Source organism: Marinomonas sp. KMM3893 (assembly GCF_004352855.1).
Taxonomy (GTDB): Bacteria; Pseudomonadota; Gammaproteobacteria; order Pseudomonadales; family Marinomonadaceae; genus Marinomonas; species Marinomonas arenicola.
Genome location: NZ_SJSC01000002.1, coordinates 304,307 through 323,313, shown reverse-complemented (window position 1 = coordinate 323,313; position 19,007 = coordinate 304,307). Strand labels below are relative to the sequence as shown.

16 protein-coding genes are annotated in these 19,007 nt (G+C 44.8%); 6 read left to right on the top strand and 10 right to left on the bottom strand.

Annotation, left to right across the window (positions count from 1 at the left end):
* Positions 1-17: 17 nt before the first annotated feature.
* Positions 18-1,976, bottom strand: a complete 1,959-nt coding sequence (locus E0D71_RS05935) for a methyl-accepting chemotaxis protein (RefSeq protein ID WP_133002397.1) — start codon at positions 1,974-1,976, stop codon at positions 18-20.
* 270 nt (positions 1,977-2,246) lie between these two features.
* On the opposite strand from E0D71_RS05935, the gene E0D71_RS05930 reads away from it, so the two are divergent.
* Together E0D71_RS05930 and E0D71_RS05925 are read left to right on the top strand one after the other, a co-directional pair.
* A complete protein-coding gene (locus E0D71_RS05930) occupies positions 2,247-3,014 on the top strand; it encodes a transporter substrate-binding domain-containing protein (RefSeq protein WP_133002396.1) in 768 nt (255 codons plus the stop codon).
* 142 nt (positions 3,015-3,156) lie between these two features.
* The gene (locus E0D71_RS05925; protein WP_133002395.1) at positions 3,157-3,918 is read left to right on the top strand and encodes a sulfite exporter TauE/SafE family protein; all 762 of its coding nucleotides are present in this window, start codon (positions 3,157-3,159) and stop codon (positions 3,916-3,918) included.
* 89 nt (positions 3,919-4,007) lie between these two features.
* Here the strand turns inward: E0D71_RS05925 and E0D71_RS05920 are convergent, their stop codons facing one another.
* Complete coding sequence (locus E0D71_RS05920; protein ID WP_133002394.1) at positions 4,008-5,336, bottom strand: hypothetical protein; 1,329 nt, start codon at positions 5,334-5,336, stop codon at positions 4,008-4,010.
* A gap of 305 nt (positions 5,337-5,641) precedes the next feature.
* Positions 5,642-6,943: a PAS domain-containing methyl-accepting chemotaxis protein gene (locus tag E0D71_RS05915; RefSeq protein ID WP_133002393.1), complete on the bottom strand. Its 1,302-nt coding sequence runs from the start codon at positions 6,941-6,943 to the stop codon at positions 5,642-5,644.
* Between the two features lie 203 nt (positions 6,944-7,146).
* On the opposite strand from E0D71_RS05915, the gene E0D71_RS05910 reads away from it, so the two are divergent.
* Both E0D71_RS05910 and E0D71_RS05905 read left to right on the top strand, forming a co-directional pair.
* Complete coding sequence (locus E0D71_RS05910) at positions 7,147-7,386, top strand: DUF1272 domain-containing protein (RefSeq protein ID WP_133002392.1); 240 nt, start codon at positions 7,147-7,149, stop codon at positions 7,384-7,386.
* Positions 7,387-7,598: 212 nt separating this feature from the next.
* The gene (locus E0D71_RS05905; protein ID WP_133002391.1) at positions 7,599-9,245 is read left to right on the top strand and encodes a methyl-accepting chemotaxis protein; all 1,647 of its coding nucleotides are present in this window, start codon (positions 7,599-7,601) and stop codon (positions 9,243-9,245) included.
* 79 nt (positions 9,246-9,324) lie between these two features.
* On the opposite strand, the gene E0D71_RS05900 is transcribed toward E0D71_RS05905, so the two are convergent.
* From E0D71_RS05900 to E0D71_RS05880, 5 genes are all read right to left on the bottom strand, one after another.
* Positions 9,325-9,969, bottom strand: coding sequence for a response regulator transcription factor (locus E0D71_RS05900; protein WP_133002390.1), 645 nt, complete (start codon positions 9,967-9,969; stop codon positions 9,325-9,327).
* A gap of 24 nt (positions 9,970-9,993) precedes the next feature.
* Positions 9,994-11,355 (bottom strand): cache domain-containing protein, encoded by a 1,362-nt coding sequence (locus E0D71_RS05895; protein ID WP_133002389.1) that lies wholly within the window; start codon positions 11,353-11,355, stop codon positions 9,994-9,996.
* Between the two features lie 122 nt (positions 11,356-11,477).
* A complete protein-coding gene (locus E0D71_RS05890) occupies positions 11,478-12,767 on the bottom strand; it encodes a TRAP transporter large permease subunit (RefSeq protein ID WP_133002388.1) in 1,290 nt (429 codons plus the stop codon).
* Positions 12,768-12,800: 33 nt separating this feature from the next.
* Positions 12,801-13,340, bottom strand: a complete 540-nt coding sequence (locus E0D71_RS05885; RefSeq protein WP_133002387.1) for a TRAP transporter small permease subunit — start codon at positions 13,338-13,340, stop codon at positions 12,801-12,803.
* Positions 13,341-13,396: 56 nt separating this feature from the next.
* Complete coding sequence (locus tag E0D71_RS05880; RefSeq protein WP_133002386.1) at positions 13,397-14,482, bottom strand: TRAP transporter substrate-binding protein; 1,086 nt, start codon at positions 14,480-14,482, stop codon at positions 13,397-13,399.
* A 411-nt stretch (positions 14,483-14,893) separates the two neighbouring features.
* Here E0D71_RS05880 and E0D71_RS05875 point away from each other — a divergent pair, with 411 nt between their 5' ends.
* On the top strand, positions 14,894-16,519 hold the full coding sequence (locus tag E0D71_RS05875; protein WP_133002385.1) for an EAL domain-containing protein: 1,626 nt from the start codon (positions 14,894-14,896) through the stop codon (positions 16,517-16,519).
* 70 nt (positions 16,520-16,589) lie between these two features.
* Here E0D71_RS05875 and sstT read toward each other — a convergent pair whose 3' ends face one another.
* Positions 16,590-17,807 carry a serine/threonine transporter SstT gene (sstT, locus tag E0D71_RS05870; protein WP_133002384.1) on the bottom strand — a complete coding sequence of 406 codons (1,218 nt, stop codon included), beginning with the start codon at positions 17,805-17,807 and terminating at the stop codon, positions 16,590-16,592.
* 293 nt (positions 17,808-18,100) lie between these two features.
* Here sstT and E0D71_RS05865 point away from each other — a divergent pair, with 293 nt between their 5' ends.
* Positions 18,101-18,631 carry a DUF3750 domain-containing protein gene (locus tag E0D71_RS05865; protein WP_133002383.1) on the top strand — a complete coding sequence of 177 codons (531 nt, stop codon included), beginning with the start codon at positions 18,101-18,103 and terminating at the stop codon, positions 18,629-18,631.
* Between the two features lie 100 nt (positions 18,632-18,731).
* Here the strand turns inward: E0D71_RS05865 and E0D71_RS05860 are convergent, their stop codons facing one another.
* On the bottom strand, positions 18,732-18,992 hold the full coding sequence (locus tag E0D71_RS05860; protein ID WP_133002382.1) for a YheV family putative zinc ribbon protein: 261 nt from the start codon (positions 18,990-18,992) through the stop codon (positions 18,732-18,734).
* Between the last annotated feature and the right edge of the window lie 15 nt (positions 18,993-19,007).

Here is a 19,007-nt window from a genome sequence, read left to right as displayed (position 1 = left end):
TAATGTGATTGTTTAGCTTAGTGGCTCGATTTGAACTTCTCTACCATTCCTTGTAGCTCACTGGACAAATCGTTCAACGCCGTTGCGGTTTGCGATACCTGCTCAGACAAATTATTCGACTTCACAGTACCATCGTGAATAACAATCACATTGGTGTTTATTTCTTCTGCCACCAAGTGCTGTTCTTCGGCCGATGCACTGATCTGAATCATCATGTCTTTGATGCTCAAAACAGACGCCAGAATTTGCTCGAACACGGAATACGTTTGAGAGGCAAGATCAACGGACCCTTTCGCCACACTCACACTGTGTTCCATTTTACTGGCCGATACATTCGTTTGTTGCTGCAAACGCGTTAGCAACTTATCAATTTCATCTGTCGATTCTGCGGTACGTCCCGCCAAGGTGCGAACTTCATCCGCCACCACGGCAAACCCTCGGCCGTACTCACCGGCGCGCGCGGCTTCTATGGCCGCATTCAATGCCAACAAGTTGGTCTGCTCTGCAATCGCTTTGATCGTGTCCAAAATACTGACAATGTTATTTGATTCTTCTGACAGCACCTTCATCGACTCATTCGAGCTGAGCAATTCTGTTTCTAGGCCTTTCAATGAATCCATAGTTTCTTGAATCAGTTTATTGCCTTCTTGAACTTGTTGCTCGCTGCTTTCTGCGGCATGCGCTGCCGTACTGCAATTCGAAGCAACTTCATTGGCCGTCGCCACCATTTCATTAAACGCCGTCGACACATGATCGACTGAGTTCACCTGATGAGAGACGACTGACGTTAATTCAGAAGACAAATCGTCGGAGCGCTGTGCGACATCGCTAATCTGATGACACGAGGATTTTGCATGGCTAATAATGCCATCAATCGATGCCACAAACTGATTAAACGCGGCCGCCATTTGTGCTGATTCGTCATTGCCTTTTACTTCTAAGCGCTGCGTTAAATCCCCTTCGCCTTGGCTAATGTCTTCTAAACGAGCGGCCATCACTTTAATTGGGCGAATCACAATATTGGCTAACACAGAGCCAATCACAACAAAAATAACAATCATCACTAGCGCGATAATTAGCGTAATCATTAACAAGTGATTGGCTTCACCATAAACAACTTTTTCAGGCACCAAACCAATCAACTTCCATCCCAAATTAGGCGATGTATGAACCCGTGCAAACCAATCTTGGCCATCAATGGTGATACTCTGCAGCCCTTCCTCTGAGGTTAACGCCCCATACGGATAAGAGGCTTTATCAATCGCTTTAAAGTTATTTTCAGTGTCTCTTGGGTCTGCCAAAATAGTACCTGTGTCTTCCACCATGACCACATAACCATCGCCCCCGAATTTCACCGTAGACAATAATTCCGTCAACTTTTGCAGAGTCACATCAACACCTACCGTGCCTTGGAAACCGTTTTTACCATCAAAAGCATGCAAGAAGTCTACTAGAGGGGCGCCGGACGCTAAATCCTTGTATGCCGGAATTCGTACCGCCTCATCCTTACTATTGATAGAGCGTTTATACCAATCTCTGGTGAGTGGATTGTAGTTCGCAACGTTCTTGCCCTTTGGCCATTGCAAATACCCTTTGTCATTTGCCCCTAACCAAATAAATTTTAAATCCGGATGGGTTTGACCAAACGCATCCATTAAAGCAAACGCTGCCTGCTCTTTTTCAGAGTTTTGATCCGGTGTCATTTGCTGTGATTCTTTATCGTAATAGCTGGTAATGCTACCGGGAGTGAGTTCTGTTAAGGCTTGAGTACGGGCAAAAAAAGCCGCATTTTCCGCTAGATTATTTAGGTACATAGAAAATAAAGAGTCGACGTGCCCCATTTCTAACTGGCTTTGGCGCGAGAAATCAGCAAGCGCATTAGAGCGAACATTTCCTATAATCACAGCTGAAATAATAAAAACTGGCAGGATAACGCCTGCCGCCACTAACGCAATAATCTTAGACCGAACTGTCATTGAGACCTCTCATGAACTGACCAAAAAAGGGTATCTACACCTTTACTGAGACGTGAAGCAAGATGACCTACTAATTATTAACGGCCATTCCTCTGATACCACAAGGCAAAATAATCGATTTTTTGCACATTGTCAGTTGATTTTTACAATTTAAAGAGAGAAGGTGAAAATAGTTGGCTTGCTCTATGCTTGAAAACATTCTATTAGTTATTCAGACACTGTTAAAAAAATCCCCCCTCAACCTCTTTATTTGGAATAACAAAGCGACTTATGAAACTTTCAGCCTCTTTCTTATTAATTACTTCTGCGCTTACCTTTAGTGCGTTTGCTCAAGCAGATCGTCTTGAAGACATTCAAAAACAAGGCTATATCACGGTAGGAACAACCGGCGATTACACCCCTTTTTCGCATTATGATGGCAAAGAATTTACTGGCTATGATATTGATGTCGCAAAATATTTTGCTAAAGAAATGGGCGTGGAAGTGAAGTTTGTTCAAACCACATGGAAAAACCTAGTGCCCGACCTTAAAAGTGATAAATACGACATCGCTATGGGAGGAATTACCCGTCGAACGTCCCGTCAAATGGCGGCAGACATCTCTCAGGGGTACATGACATTTGGTAAATGCTTCCTAGTGGCGAAAGGCAAAACGGCCGCGTTTGATACATTGGCAGAAGTTAATCGTCCAGAAGTCAGAGTCGGCGTGAACATCGGTGGTACCAATGAAAAATTCGCCGATCAATACCTGCCTAACGCCACCCTAGTCCGTTTTGAAAACAACCTCGATGTACCCAAGGCTGTGGCAAGCGGCAAGGTAGATGTAATGATCACCGAAACGCCAGAAGCGCTTTACTACCAAGTAACCGACGATAAATTAGAAGCGTCTCGTGCCGACAATCCATTCACCAAAAGTCAGTTCGGTTATTTAATTCCAGCAGGCGAACAACGCCTGTTAAATACCGTGAACTTCATGATGGATGAAATGAAATTAAAAGGCATTGATGAGCAGATAATGAAAGAAAACCATCTGCAATAAATCTTTTTTGCTCAACCTCTGTCCGCTTTATAACGACTATAAATCAGACAGAGGAACTCTTTCCTTCACATAAAAGTGTTTTTCTTAGTAGTATCCTTGCTCGGCTTTTCTTATTTGCATTCGTTGATGTAAGGATACTCTCTTGGACTACAGTCTTTTCACTGTCTCGCTCTTAATTGGCACCGGATTTATAGCCGGTATTATCAACACATTGGCCGGTGGCGGTTCTAACCTGACCCTACCCGCACTCATGGTCATGGGCATGCCTGCTGATATTGCCAATGCAACCAACCGAGTCGGTGTGTTTTTGCAGAACTTGACCGCGGTGGCGGGTTTTAGAAAAGCAAAAAAACTCGATACGGCAGACATTATGCCGGTGATGATTCCCTCTTTACTCGGTGGTGTAGTAGGCGCCTTTGCTGCCAGCTACGCACCTGAAACTTGGCTCAAACCATTATTATTAAGCGCCATGATAGGCATGACGCTGATTATGATAGTCCGCCCAACCTTAATCGCGCCACCAGAAGGAACCGTGCCCTTTAAAGTGTCAGAAAAGCCCAGCGCATGGATCGCCTTATTCATTGCTGGGGTGTACGGTGGGTTCGTGCAGGCAGGCGTGGGGTTTATTCTTATCGCCGCATTAGCGGGTACGCTGCGTTATGATCTTGTTCGTACCAATGCTTTGAAAATGGTGTGTACGATCGGCTTTACCGCATTGGCTTTGGGGGTCTTTATTTGGAACGACCAAATTCTTTGGATCCCTGGTTTAATTCTCGCTTCTGGCACCATGTTAGGCTCGCATCTTGCGGTGAAATTCGCCATTAAAGCCAACCCAAAGCATCTTAAATGGTTCCTATTTATTATGACCGTATGTGGCAGTGCGGCGGCGTTACTAAGCGATTAAGCGCCTCACAACGAGCCCACAAAACAGATAAAAAAATACCCACTTCGACGTGGGTATTTTTTATCGAATAACTCGCCGATCACGCTTGGCTAAGCGCCAACCACCCAAGCAAGCATGTACATCGCAATAGCAACAACCAACGACATCAGCACACCATACAATAAATTCGACCGTGCTAATTGAAAGTTATCCACGGCGTATTTTCCTGCCACCGATAAGTTAATACCAGATAGCGGACTGATTGCCGTTCCCACGCCCCAAGAACAAAGACAGACAAAGGCCAATAAGGTGTTATCTACGCCATGAGCCGGCACTAAAGAACTCATTAATGAAATGCCCACAATCGGGTGTAAGCCCAGTAAGGCAATCGCACAAATGCCCACAAAACAAGAAAAAGCCTCAATAAAACCAAACGAATCAAACAAAGACCAATTCGCCCCTAATACGCCAGCCAAGGCCAAACTGACGGCCTTAGTGAGCAATCCTGCTGACAAAAAAAGTGACACTTCATTGGCCATATTCGGCAGGCGGATATGCGCATGGTCCGTAAGCCGCTGCTTAGTGTATCGGGCGCCGCTCTTCAGTACCAAAAGCACAATCACAGAGACTGGGCTCAACAAAGTCACAATCGATAAAATCGGCAAGTCCGGCATAATAAAATAATGGAACACCAGTACAGATGCGGCCAAGCTAAGGGGGAAAACCAGCGAATGGAAAGCCAGAGGAAACCCTGAAAATGCGGCAAGAGTGCCTCTTTTATTGAACTCCCACAGCGAAATCAGACAAGAAAGCATGGCCATTGGCACCCCTATTATGGCCAGTTGATGGAACTCCGCATGCGGCGCAATCGACAAGGCAACCGCCATCGAAGCAAAAAAAGGCGACCAAAACCCTGCACTGGTCAGCGCTCGAACCAAAATTGAGTATTGTGCTTTCGATAAGGACCCCGTGTTTCGTTGCAACTTATCACCAACTAAAAACACCGACGACATATTAATCACAGCACCTAATAAATGAACACTAGCCCAAGTGCTAACCACGCCTTTCGCACCAAGAATCGGCGCTTTTTGCTTAACGGGATCAGGTAGCAACCCCAATACAGACACTGCGGACAGCATTGCTACAATCCCCAAGTTGCCTTCTATCAAGCTGAAAAAATTCAAACTGACGCCGTTAAAATACGCCGTCAGTAAGGCAATAATAGCCACACCAAGCAACAAACGAATTTGCTTTTTATTGCGTGCATTTAAACGCGGCCACGCCATGATAAATACGGTCCAATAACAGAGGGCAGACAGCGCATAAGCCCAGCCCACACCCGGAATAATAGACAATAAAAACAAACCACAACCAAGCGCGACACCGTACCCTGAGAGCTTGTGCAATGAAAACGCGGAACCATCCTGATGGTGAAACATAAGGTGCCTTAATGAAAACGAGTAAGGGAAAAGGGCGTGACATCAAAAAAAGGTGGTGGCTAAAGCGATGGCATTAATGCCCAACCGCGAGCCTAATACATTAATAGCAATGTCGAATGCACTATGTGACAAATAATACCCGCCTTCAAAACACATAGAAATAAGTATTGATTCACTTTTCGACAAGCCATGATCAAGAACTTGGGCGCGAGTATTAGGATCAAGCTGATGATTTTTCGTCACTTAATATAAAAGCGGCTTATTTACGCCGCTTTTATCAAGGTAATAGAGGTGGTTTTTTCTGATTAAGGCTTCATTTTGTCGACCATTTCGACAAAGCGTTGTACGCCTTGCGTGATCTCGTCCAGCCCTCTCGAAACGTCTGTGATGCTTTCTTTGCCATGTAACGCGATGCCAGAAACAGAGCCTAATATTTGATCCATTACATTAATCAGCTCATGGTTACGTTCCACCACTTTCGCAATTTCCGCCGTGGCTTCAGACGTGTTACTGGCCAGATGCCGAACCTCGTCAGCAACCACCGAAAAACCGCGCCCCGCTTCCCCGGCTCGGGCGGCTTCAATCGCCGCATTCAAGGCCAGTAAATTGGTTTGATCTGCAATCGAGCGAATGGTGACCACTATGTCAGCGATGCTTTTTGATTGCGCCTTTAGCTCTTCTCCTGTACTTGATGCACTGGAGACCTTGTCAGCGATATCGCTCGACGTTTTCACCGACTCGTTCAGTACTTTTACCGCATTCGTCGCCACTTGGCTGGTTTGCTCGGAGGTGGCTGCCGCCAAATCAATGGCATTCAGCGCCATGGTCACTCGTGCGGTAATGTCAGAGGCAAATTTGATCACTTTGTAAACTTGCCCTTTCTCGTCGAAAATAGGGTTATAAGTGGCTTCTAACCAAATCAGTTTGCCATTCCCATCAAAGCGCTTAAAGCGACCAGAAAAGTGCTGGCCACTGGCAAGTTGCTGCCAGAAATTCGGATTGTCGTGATAAAAGTGCTCGTCACAAAACATCTTATGGTGCTTGCCTTTGATCTTGTCCAGTTCATAGCTCATGGCGTGTAAGAAGTTTCGATTGGCGGTCAAAATATTGCCATCTGGATCAAACTCAATCACGGCTAAAGAACGGTCTAGGGCATTTAAAATCGCATGCTTATTCTTAAGAGAGTCTTGCATTTCGGTCACGTCATTTGCCATCTTGATGACTTTTGAAACCTGACCATCCTGACCAATAACAGGGAAATAACTGGCTTCAAGGTAAACGGGCTCTTTGCTTTTTTTAAAGCGTAAGAAATTGCCGTTAAATGATTTCCCCGACTTTAGATCCTCCCAGAAAATCTTATATTCGGAGGATTTAGCGTATTCTGACTCACAAAACATTCTATGATGCTGGCCAACAATTTCCTCTAGTGAAAATCCCATTACATCCAAGAAAATAGTATTAGCGTCGATCACTATGCCATCGGCCGTGAAACTAATATAAGCCGTATTCGTTTTAATCGCGTTCAACTCATCTTGCACCTGCTCCGTGCGGCTCGCCATAATTGACTGGTCTGCTGATGTCTCTTTTTTCCGAGTGCCAAATAACATTCCTGTTACTCCTATGCCGTCATGATGGCTATCTATTCCTAGTGGATGTCGACAAATGATTTGTCCTGTTCAAACTTAGTAAACGATAGCGATATTTGCGAACACTTCAGACAATATAAGTCATCACTCAAAAGGTGTATTGCTTTGCAACTAAACGCCATGGTCTACTGAAGTCTGTTTAGATCAGACTGCTCGGAGTGTAAATGCTCGACCTTAGACCCAATTGCGAATGCTGCGACAAAGACCTTCCCGCGTCGTCTAACGACGCCATGATCTGTTCGTTTGAATGCACCTTCTGCTCTACTTGCGTGAGCACGCTACTGAATAATATTTGCCCAAATTGTGGCGGTAACTTTGTCCCACGCCCTATTCGTCCTAGCAACAAGCTTGAGCGTCACCCTCCTTCGACAAGGCGTGTTCTCTCTCCCTGTAAAGCGCGCTAAACCACGCCGCTATTTATCGCGCTAGATCATGTTTATTTTTCACTTGTTAAATCCTTATTAACACCATATTCTCTCGATCGATCAAGTAATGCAGAAGTTTGTTAATTTTCGTAATTCTTAAAACGCATTGCTGATAAAGGTTAAAACCGCCTCAAGCGCACATTCAACATAGATTTAACTTCATTTACCTATCACGATATCAGGAAGATACAGTGTTCACTAAAATGACTCTTAAAACGCAATTCATCTCTATTATCACCATTCCCTGCATTGCCTTATTACTAGTAAGTTTGTTTGGCCTAAATGGCCTATCAAACATGCAAAATCAGGCAGAGGAGTTAGCAGACAATACAAATATTCCAATGCGCTCATTAGCCGAAGTGGCCTCTCGCATTCCACGTATGCGGGTGGGTATTGATGTGATTCTTTTGCAAGAAATTTCGTCCATGAGAGACACGAAAGGAGTACTAACCCGCGTACAAGAAACACGTACAGAAGACATTCCTGAAATGGATGAAGCGCTCAAAAATGCCCTCGATGCGCAAGTAAATCCTCACATACGAACCAAGGTTCAAGCGCTCATCAATGTCTTTTCAAAGGTAAAAAGTGATGAACTAACCCCCATGCTTGCCGCAATGGAAAGCGGTGATCTGGCGACAGCAAAAACCCTCTACCGCACGCAATATGCCAACAGCTACAGCGTGATGCGAAAAGCCGTTAATGAGATCCTTGATGAGCTTCTTGCCCAAAGCCACAACAGCTACCTAGCAAGCTCAAGCAATCACAGCAAAACGCTCAATGAAATGGTCGCGTTAACCGCCATCGCTCTCATTACCTCAGTATTACTGGCGCTATTAATTCTGCGTCGTTTAAATAAGCGTGTCAGCCACTTGCAGCAACACATCACGCAAGCCAGTGATAACCTTGATCTAGGCTCAAGAGTGGAGCTTAAAGGCGATGATGAACTCGCCAATATTGGTCAACACTTTAACGTTTTCTCGGAGAAAATCCGCGCCGCCATTGAAGCGGTGGCTGAAAACTCCAAACAACTTGCTCACACCGCCAATGATGTCGCAAAAAAGGCGCAAGAGACGCATAACAACTCATTAAATGAACGTGATCGCACCACACAAATTGCGACGGCCATCCATGAAATGGGCACCACGGTAGAGAACATTGCTAGCAATGCATCCGACGCGGCAAAAGCGGCTCAAGAAGCCGATAGCCAAGCACACAGTGGTGCAGGTTTAGTCGATAAAGCGCGTCAAAGTGTGGTTTTGTTGTCTGGTGAAATTGAGCATATCAGCACCGACATTGGCTCTCTGGCGTCACAAACCGATTCCATTGGCAGTATTTTGGACACCATTCGTAGCATTTTCGAGCAAACAAACTTATTAGCCCTGAATGCGGCGATTGAAGCCGCTCGAGCCGGAGAGCACGGTCGAGGCTTTGCCGTGGTGGCTGATGAAGTACGCAACCTCGCTAGCCGTTCGTCAGAGTCGACTGATGAAATTCAGAAAATGATCAACCTGCTACAAGAGCAATCGGCAAAAACAGTAGCGACGATTAAAATAGGGCAAGAACAAAGCCATGATGTCGTGACACAAGCCGGCGATGCGAGTAACGCGCTGGTGCAAATCACCTCCCACATTAGCAAAATAAGTGACATGAACATTCAAGTCGCAACGGCGACAGAAGAACAGTCTCTCGTCGTCACCGAAATGAGCCGTAACGTCGAAGAGATTAATCAACTTACCACGGAAACGGCAGACATAGCTGACGCCCTAACAGCCTCTAGTCGCAACCTACAAAGCTTGTCGAATCAACTCGACAGCCTAGTGACGCAATTTAAGCTGTAAGCACTCAATATCTCGACAAAAAAAGAGCGACTCTAATTAGAGTCGCTCTTTTTTTGTTTTCTGTCAGTTGCCGCAAAGATTAATTAATTAAATTATGCTCAATCGCGTATTTCACCAAGCCAGCAGAGGAATGGATGTCCAGCTTGCGTTTGATGTTCTGGCGATGCGTTTCCACCGTTCGTACACTAATATTCAGGCGGACGGCAATCTCTTTATTAGAAAAGCCACTGGCCACTTCCACCAGCACGGCACTTTCTCTGGGGGATAACGCCTCTTCTTCCAATGCCGTCTTTGCTGCTTGTCCAAATAACGCATCTGACGCTTTTGAGCTGAAGTAGGTTCCACCTTGATAAACCATATTAATGGCTTGAACCAGCTCTTCGGATGACACATCTTTAAGCACATAACCATTGGCGCCAGATTGGATCAGCGACAAAATATACTCTTTATCATTGTGCATACTGAGCATGAGAATTTTAATGTTGGCTTGTTCACTACGAAAACGCTTGGTGGCTTCTAGTCCATTTAAAATAGGCATAGACACATCCATCAAGACTAAATCTGGTTGTAGCTGTTGCGCTTTTTCTAAGGCCTCAAGGCCATTTGATGCTGTGCCAATCACTTCAATGTTTGCTTCCATTTCTAACCGTGCTTGAAGGCCATCCAATACCAACATGTGATCATCCACCAGAAGTACACGTATTTTCGATGGCTCCGTTGTCATTCCGTTCTCTCTTCTTGTTAGATATTAATCGATTATAGGCGACGCTATCGACAGGATAGCACTGACTTTTGTGCCTTTCTCTTTCTGAGATTGAAAGACAAAATCGCCACCAACGAGCTCAATACGTTCTCTCATATTAATCAGCCCAATCCCGGGCGTTAACGTCGATTGATGAGAGCAACCTCGACCGTCATCCAAACACTCAAAAATCACCCGTCGATGGGACTGCCAAACTTGCAATATGACATTGCTCGCTTGGGAATGTTTTTCAATATTGGTTAACGCTTCTTGTGCAAAACGGTACAGGGTAATTTCAATTTCGTCCGGCAGCTCTGCCGTCACTTTAAAGCTGTACTTGACCTTAATATTGGTTCTTTCTTGAAACTGGTCGATCAGGCCTTTTAGACCGGTGTTTAAACCAAGATCATCAAGCACGGTCGGACGTAAATCATGGGATACTTGGCGGATGTCGCTAATCGTTTGGTTAATCAGCCCTTCGGCTTTGATCAATTCCGCTTCCACCACGTCTTTGTCGTCGTTGCGCTGTAATTTAGTACAGGCCAGCTCGATGCGAAACTTACAAGATACCAACATCTGATTAATGCCATCGTGCAATTCACGAGAAAGGCGCCGTTTTTCCAACACCTGTAAACGCATGAAACGCTGCACCAATGCTTTTAGTTTAGAGTCTGCTAACTTGTGCTCATGCAGATTAATCGCCAGCCCTAACAAGATAACAAATACCAGGGTGATACTGGCAACCACACTCACCAGAAAGAAGCTACGGCGGATATTGGCATTCATTGTCGCTTTGGCTTTGGCAAGTTCTTGGTAAACGTCGCCCAAATACAAACCTGTGCCCAACATCCAATGCCAACGATCGATCATGATCGCGTAGCCAATCTTTTCTTCTTGCTGCATTAATGGCGGCTTCTCCCAAATATAACGGTGAAACCCTCCGCCCGTCTTTGCGACGGCCATTAAATGCTGAATTAAATAATTACCGGAGGTGTCTTTAAATAACCAAAGATTTTCACCCACTAAATTCGGCTGGGTAGGATGCACAAGATTCACACCACTACTGTCGTACACAAAGAAGTAACCATCGTCGCTATAACGTAATCCATTTAAAATGGATTTCACTATATCTTGCGCTTCGTCATCGTCCATCGTTTCATCTTCTAATACTGGACGAATGGCGCTCATGGCGATTTCTATATGACTTTTTAACGCTTCTTTTTTCGCGTGGATTAAATTGAATTCATAAATAGAGAGTTCATCGGCGGCTAAATCTCGTGCCGATTGTTGATTCAAATAAATAATAATAACGGTGGAAACCACCAGAGGAACAACCGCCAGCAGAATGATTTTTATTTTTAGTCCCACACGAAGGCCTGCTTATGATGATTGGATAACAACTGATTAAATAATGCGAAGGCCGCAGAAACAAAAAAGCGGCGGTACCATCGTCTGAAGCACCCCCGCTTTTCGTGATATTACCCTTTGATTTAGCTCATGCCATACCATTCAGGGAAGATCATAAGGCTTGCAAGCACCAATACTTGGATCAGGATAAAAGGCATGACCCCTTTATAAATATCCGTCGTCTTGATTGAACTTGGGGCGACCCCTTTGAGATAGAATAAACTAAAACCAAAGGGAGGTGTTAAGAAAGACGTCTGCAAGTTCATCGCAATCAGAATCGCAAACCACACCATATTGATGCCCAATGCCTCAGCAACAGGCGCCAAGATTGGCACAATAATGAACGCAATTTCGACGAAATCGATAAAGAAGCCCAGAATCATAATGGCAACCATGGCTAAAATGATGAACCCCCATTTTTCGCCTGGTAGATTCAATAACACTTCTTCAACTATTTGATCACCACCGGTGTAACTAAAGGCCATAGAGAAGGCGGTTGCGCCCATCAAGATAGCGAATACCATGGCGGTAACTTTCACTGTTTCCATACTGCTTGAATACAGCATTTTCCAGTTAAACTTACGGTACAACAACGCCAGAACAATCGCGCCAACGCCACCCAATGCAGAAGACTCTGTTGGTGTCGCAATCCCGGTGAAAATAGAACCCAATACCACCAATACCAATGCCAATGGCGGAATGATGGCTTTAAGCGCGCTGATGATTTGCTGCGCGCGAGTTTCATCATCTAGATCTTCAGGTAACGCCGGAGCTAATTCCGGTTTTAGGAAGGTCAGAATCAAAATATAAACAATGTAACAACCGATCAACACCATGCCAGGCAGGATCGCAGAGTGGAACAAGTCGCCAACAGGAATCCCCAATACATCGCCAAGAATGATCAAAATGATCGATGGAGGAATGATCTGTCCAAGCGTACCAGAGGCACAAATGGTGCCGCAGGCAAGGGATTTATTGTACTTGTACTTCAGCATAACAGGGAGGGAGATGAGTCCCATCGCCACTACGCTGGCACCAACCACACCCGTCGAAGCCGCCAACAGCGCACCGACCAAAATAGTAGAAATCGCCAAGCCGCCACGTACGCGGCCAAACAACTTGCCCATTGCTTCCAGCAACTGCTCAGCAAGCTGTGTTTTCTGTAACACAATCCCCATGAAAACAAACAGAGGCACCGCCATCATGGTGGTGTTTTCCATGTAGCTTTGAATCCTAAAAGGCATAAAAGCAAACATGTCGAAACCTTCGGCAAAGACGCCAAAGATCAGTGCAATACCGCCAAACGTAAAAGCGACGGGGAACCCTAGCATCAACATAGCTAAGGCAACGAAAAACATAATAATTCCAATCATAAATGACCTATATGCAATGAGCTGGAAGTGCGCTTAGTGTTGAATCGGTGGGTTCTTAAAGCCATCTTCGCTGATACCGCGAATGGCATTAATAGAACGAATCATCATACCCACGCCACTGATGGCCATGGAGAAAAAAGCAAATGGAATTACGGCTTTGATAATCCAGCGATACGGTAGACCACCTGGGTCACCACTGCCTTCACCTAAAGCAAACGCTTCTTGTGCGTGACCAATACCGTAATAGCCAACCAATAACGTAAACGGCAGCATGAAAAAGGCACAGCCAAATAAATCGATCCAAGCACGCTTCTTGATGGACAAATTTTCATAAATCAAATCAACACGGACATGACCGCCATGTTGGATACCGTAAGGGATGCCTAATAAGAAAATCGCTGAGTACAGGTGCCACTCAAGCTCTTGCATCGCAATCGACACATCATTGAAGGCATAGCGCAATAAGACGTCGTAAAAGACATTACACAACAACGCGATTAGCAAGATAGTTGAAATACTACCAAGCAGATTAGAGAAACGAGTGATTCCTCTCTCTAGGTTTGTTAAAAACATGCAAAACTCCTAGAAAAGACGCACAACGAGATTGGCTCGTCGTGCGTCGTAGAGGGTTATTCAGAGATACTGTCTAAACTTTCAAGGTAAGCACGATCAGAGATGTTCGTCCAAACACGGGCCGTTTTCATGTACTCTTTTTGCGAGTCTAGAATCTCTTTAGTAAGAGGGTCTTTCGCGGCCGCTTCTGCCAACAATTCGTCGTTAGCTTTTTTCATGGCTTTTAGCACAGGAGTAGGGAAGGTTTTAACCTGAATATTTGGGAAGTCTGTTTTCATCGTCGCCCAGTTCACACCACTTTCATGGTAAGACTGAATGTACATGTCATAAGCAGACAGTTTCATAGAAACACGAAGGATTTCACGCAGGTCATCTGGTAAACGCTTCCAAGTACGCTCATTCACTAAGAACTGCAACTCAGTCGCTGGCTCATGCCAACCTGTGTAGTAGTAAGGTGCGATTTTGTGGAAACCCATACGCAAATCAAGAGAAGGACCAACCCACTCTAGTGCGTCTATGGTATTACGCTCTAGTGCTGTGTATAGCTCACCTGGTGGAATGTTCGTTGGCTTCGCGCCCAGTTTCGCAAGCACTTCACCAGCAAACCCTGGAATACGCATTTTCAGACCTTTCAGGTCATCCACAGTGTTGATTTCTTTTTTAAACCAACCACCCATTTGCATGCCGGTATTACCACCTGGGAAAGACAATAGGCCAAATGGCTTATAAACCTTTTCCATTAACTTCATGCCGTCACCTTCGTAGAACCAGCCATATTGCTCAGGGGCGGTCATACCAAATGGCATAGTCGTGAAATACAGTGTGTTGGCTACTTTACCTTTCCAGTAATAAGACGCTGAGTGGCCGATATCGTATTGCCCAGAACGAACCATATCAAAGATGCCAAAAGGCGCTTTGTGTTTGTTCGCAGAGTCGATGGTGATTTTTAGACGACCGTTAGACATTTCGTCTGCAATGCGAGCCATATTACGTGGCGCATCGCCAAAGATAGGGAAGTTTGTTGTCCATGTTTCTGCCATCTTCAGTTTATATACTCTGTCAGCAGCAGTAGAAGACATGGAGAAAGTAGTCATAGTCACTGCCGCAGCAGCCACTAATGTCGTTATTTTTAAAGAGTTCATCTTTGTGTCCTGTTGTTTATTATTTTTAAAACGGGATCAAGCAGACAGGATAATCACTCACTGGGGATTTGTAAGCTATTCGTATGAATACGCAAAAAAACATGAGCCACTACGTATTAATACTTAGTGCATATTTTATTACTGATCAAAACAACATCCCGCACGAACGTTAAAATCATCAGCAAAAGTCCATCATAGTGGCGATTAATTAGGATAAAAAGAGGACAAAAAAGACAGAAGTATCGCATTAATGTGTAATAAAGAATGACGAAATAATAATAAACAACTCTGTTAACAAAAAGCTTCATATTTACACAAACAACGCACAATTATCATGAGTGTTTTCTATATTATGCGCGCTTCCTGAGCCCCTGCTCCATATTAACCCTTCTAAATAGAGCCCTATATCTAATGCACAGCGCTTTTCAGCCTACCGCTTCTAGCTTTTTTTCTTTGCCTAAAAAAATGCACTGGATGGCATTACTATCAGGATTATTAGGGACAGTGATCGCCATCAGTGTGGTTCATGTGGTTATTATAAAACATGAGCGTGAGTTTCTACGGGGGTACTCTGAGGCAATCCTAAATCGCGGACTACAGGCCAATAAAGAAAGTCGCCTTTCATTAAAATTTGCTCAACAATCTCAGTTTGAACAATGTTCACCAGAAGACATTGAGTATCTTCGTGAAAGTCTGTGGAACTACGACTTTATTCATGACATAGGCCGAATCAAAAACGGCGCAATAGAATGCACGGCTGGCTGGGGACTCTTAGCAGAGCAAAAGAAACTGCCACACTTTAGTGAACTCACGCCAGATGGTTATCAATTTTGGAAAAGATTGAAAGACATTCCGACAGAAGGCATCACCAGTAATGCCATCGCGCGTCGCAATAGTATTGCGTTCGTCTCTCATTATGTTTTTAAAAACTTACCCCATAACCCTGAGTTTATTGCCGCAGTTTTGACGACTAAGCACAGCGATTACATTTATAAAACTTTTGGCGACCTCACTAAACAACAAGCCATTGAATTACTGAAAAAGAAAGAAGATCCTTTTTTCTGGTTGCCTGTCAAAGGACGTCAAATACAAACTCAGCTTTGCACGCAAGGCAGTACCGTTATTTGCACCACAGCGACGGATTCTCAATTAGGGATATTCGGTATTTCAAACACCTACCATGCTATTATTATCGTCATCGGTTTTTTATTTGGTGGCATTCTTTCCCTGTTATTGTCCTTTGCACGTCTGCGAAAAAATTCTCTTGGTGCACGACTCAAACAGGCTATTGATAAGAAACTATTGCACGTTCAATACCAACCCAAAATACAGTTACAATCAGGAATGATAATCGGTGTCGAAGCATTAGCCCGTTGGAATGATGAGGAATATGGCTATGTCTCCCCTGATGTATTTATCGCCTTAGCCGAGCAAAATAATCAGATTAAAGAACTGACTAAGCTGATTGTGTCAAAAACGCTCTCTGACATGCGCGACTATTTGGTGAACAATAAAGCCTTCTTTGTCAGTATTAATTTATCGATTCAAGATTTAACAGACTCTCAATTCTTGTTATTTATTGATGACCTAGTACAGCAGCATGGCATTCGACCAGAACAGCTCATTTTTGAAATTACCGAACGCTCTGCTGCCGACCAAGACGCCATGTCGAACACGACAAAACAGTTCGTCAAAAAGGGCTATCAAGTTTCATTGGATGATTTCGGTACAGGCTACTCCAACCTCTCTTGGTTGAGCGCACTGGAAGCAGACGAGATCAAAATAGACAAGATGTTTACTCAAGCCATCGGCACCGACTCCATCAATCAAAACATGCTCAATGGCATTTTCCAACTTATTGAAAACCTGAAAATGCACGTGGTGTTTGAAGGCATAGAAGAGCAACGTGAAGAGGATTATATTCTGGAGCGAAGCCCCAATGCGATCGGCCAAGGCTGGCTCTACTCACGCCCAGTCCTCGCCGAAGAAATAGGTAAGCTACTGATCTCACAACCGCTCAAGAAAACACACGCCTAATCACCTTCCCTAAAACGAAGAAAGCCGCGACACTGCGCGGCTTTCTGACTCACGACATCAAGAGATGAGATTAGCGTTGTGCCGCACGGCATGCCGCTGCTGTAAACAATACGTCGGTCGAACTATTAAGTGCGGTTTCTGCAGAATCCTGCAAGACACCAATAATAAAGCCGACGGCCACAACCTGCATTGCCACATCATTAGGAATGTTAAATAAGCTACAAGCCAAAGGAATCAGCAATAACGACCCACCCGCTACACCAGAACTACCGCAGGCGGACACAGCCGCGATAAAGCTCAATAGAATCGCAGTAGCGAAATCAACTGGAATGCCTAATGTATTCACGGCGGCTAAGGTTAATACCGTAATCGTAATCGCCGCGCCTGCCATATTGATGGTCGCACCCAGAGGAATCGACACAGAATAGGTGTCTTCATCTAGTTTTAAGCGTTTACACAAATCCATGTTTACCGGAATGTTGGCTGCTGAACTGCGGGTGAAAAAAGCGGTCACACCACTTTCTTTTAAACATTGAAACACCAAAGGATAAGGGTTTTGACGCGTGCTCAAAAATACTAAAATCGGGTTAGTCACTAGGGCAATAAACAGCATAGAGCCGATCAATACTAGCAACAAATGTGAGTAACCTAACAAGGCACTAAAGCCCGTTGTGGCAATCGTATTCGCGACCAGACCAAACACACCAAATGGTGCTAAGCGAATCACAAAGCCCACCACTGTGGTGACGCTGTCGGCTAGGTTCTGCAACAGATCTTTGGTCGCATCAGACGCATGACGTAAACCGATACCAAAACAAACAGCCCACGTTAAAATGCCAATATAGTTGCCTTTCACCAACGCATTCACTGGGTTATCAACCATATTAAAAAACAAAGTATGCAGTACTTCAGCAATACCTTGAGGGGCAGAACGGCTCAAATCCGCGGTGACTAGATCCAACTGAGTAGGGAAGGCATAACTAAACAACACAGCAACAAACGCCGCAATCAATGTACCAACACCATACAAAACCAGTACCGGACGGATAAAGGTTTGTTCATTTTGTTTGTGGTTGGCAATCGAGGCCATCACCAAAATAAACACCAACACAGGCGCAATGGCTTTCAGCGCTTTGACAAAGAATCCACCGAGTAAACCAGCAGACTGAGCGGCACTGGGTAACGCATACGCTAGTGCAATACCACACAGCACACCAATGATAATTTGCAGGACTAAGCTGCCTTTCATGTAGCGTTGAAACAAGGACGGGGTCGTATTTGAAGTCATGGGAAAAAATCCATCAAATTTTTTAAGTGGGGCACCTTAAAACATCACGTCCCATAAATGAACCATTTGTGGGCGTTTTCTTCCCAAATTTTGCGATTTGAAGGATAAATCCTCTTTAATTGACCGATACCAGTCGATCGCGTCACGGATGGCGAGCGGTATTTTTGCTTTTATCACGTGCATTAGTCTGATCGAACATACAAAAAAATGATCATTTCGGGCACTAATACAGACACTTGTACTCTGAGTAAGCAACACGCGATACTACCCAAAAACAAACAAGGAATGAGAAGGTGCTAAAACACATTGGAATCGTATTACTAACCGTGCTAATCAGCGCTTGTTCTAACAATGATTGGCAAACGGCAAGTCGTGAGCCGGCAGGTATAGCGCCCAACCCAGAGACAGATCAAGAAGCGGTTATTGAAGTCTATGCGGCGGATGCGTTCAGTTGGCGAGGTTGGTTTGCGGTACACACTTGGATCGCGACTAAGCCACAAAACGCCAAAGAATATAATGTCTACGAAGTGGTTGGCTGGCGTGTAAAAAGAGGCTTGCCTGCGCTCCATGAATATCAGACAAAAACACCCGATCGCTATTGGTATGGTGCGAAGCCAGAAAAGGTATTGTCGATACAAGGCGAAAAAGCCCAGCGCTTGATCCCACAAATCACGGACGCCGTGGCCCGCTATCCATGGGCGAATCAATACACTGTGTTCCCAGGCCCAAACAGCAACACCTTCCCTACTTGGATTGGTTTGCAAGTACCGGATCTTGGCTTGAAGATGCCATTTAATGCCATTGGTAGTGGCTACGCAGACTGAGAAACCACTGCGAATCCCTTTTCCATAAAAAAACGGAGTCGTTATTCACGACTCCGTTTTTACATACGTTTTAGAACGCAAACGTTAGAGCAAAAGACGATCAGTGCTTCGTCATTCCAGGGTTCGGAATAAAGTTAATCACCACTTCTTCAGCCTCTGGCGCGCTGCTGTGAGGCGTATTCACTCGCGTTGGAATTTCGGTTGGCTGCGCCTGTATTACCGTAGACTGCTCATCCGTGTAACCACACGAAATACACTCACGATATTGTTTTTCAGCGTCATCATCACGCCAAGCGCGTATTTTATCCATTTCACTACAACGAGGACAAACAGCCCCCGCGATAAAGCGTTTTACCGTCATAATATTGCCTATTGC